The 318-nt window shown below is 57.5% G+C and carries 1 protein-coding gene; it reads left to right on the plus strand.

What is annotated here, in order from left to right; genetic code table 11:
• Positions 1-318: hemagglutinin repeat-containing protein (locus KZ793_RS00255; protein WP_225812461.1), on the plus strand; the 318-nt coding region annotated here is incomplete at both ends.

Genomic DNA, 318 nt, shown 5'->3' on the forward strand with positions numbered 1-318 from the left:
AGGTCAAAAACGCCGGTAAAGATGGTCGCACCGAGATAACCGCAGGCCATAACCTGACGCTGGACACCTTAAGCACACACCGCACAGAGCAGGGGAATTGGGGGAAAGATAACTATCGCCATCTGACCCAACAACAAGATATCGGCAGCCAGATAACCGGCGCCGGTGAGGTGACCCTGCAAGCCGGCCATGACCTCAAGGCTGCCGCCGCTCACGTCAATGCCGGTCAACACCTGACGGCGCAGGCCGGGAATAATCTGACGCTGACGACCGGTACCGCCTCATCCGACTTAGTGGAGCACAGTAAACAAACCAGCA

Source organism: Photorhabdus antumapuensis, assembly GCF_020387775.1.
Taxonomy (GTDB): domain Bacteria; phylum Pseudomonadota; class Gammaproteobacteria; order Enterobacterales; family Enterobacteriaceae; genus Photorhabdus; species Photorhabdus antumapuensis.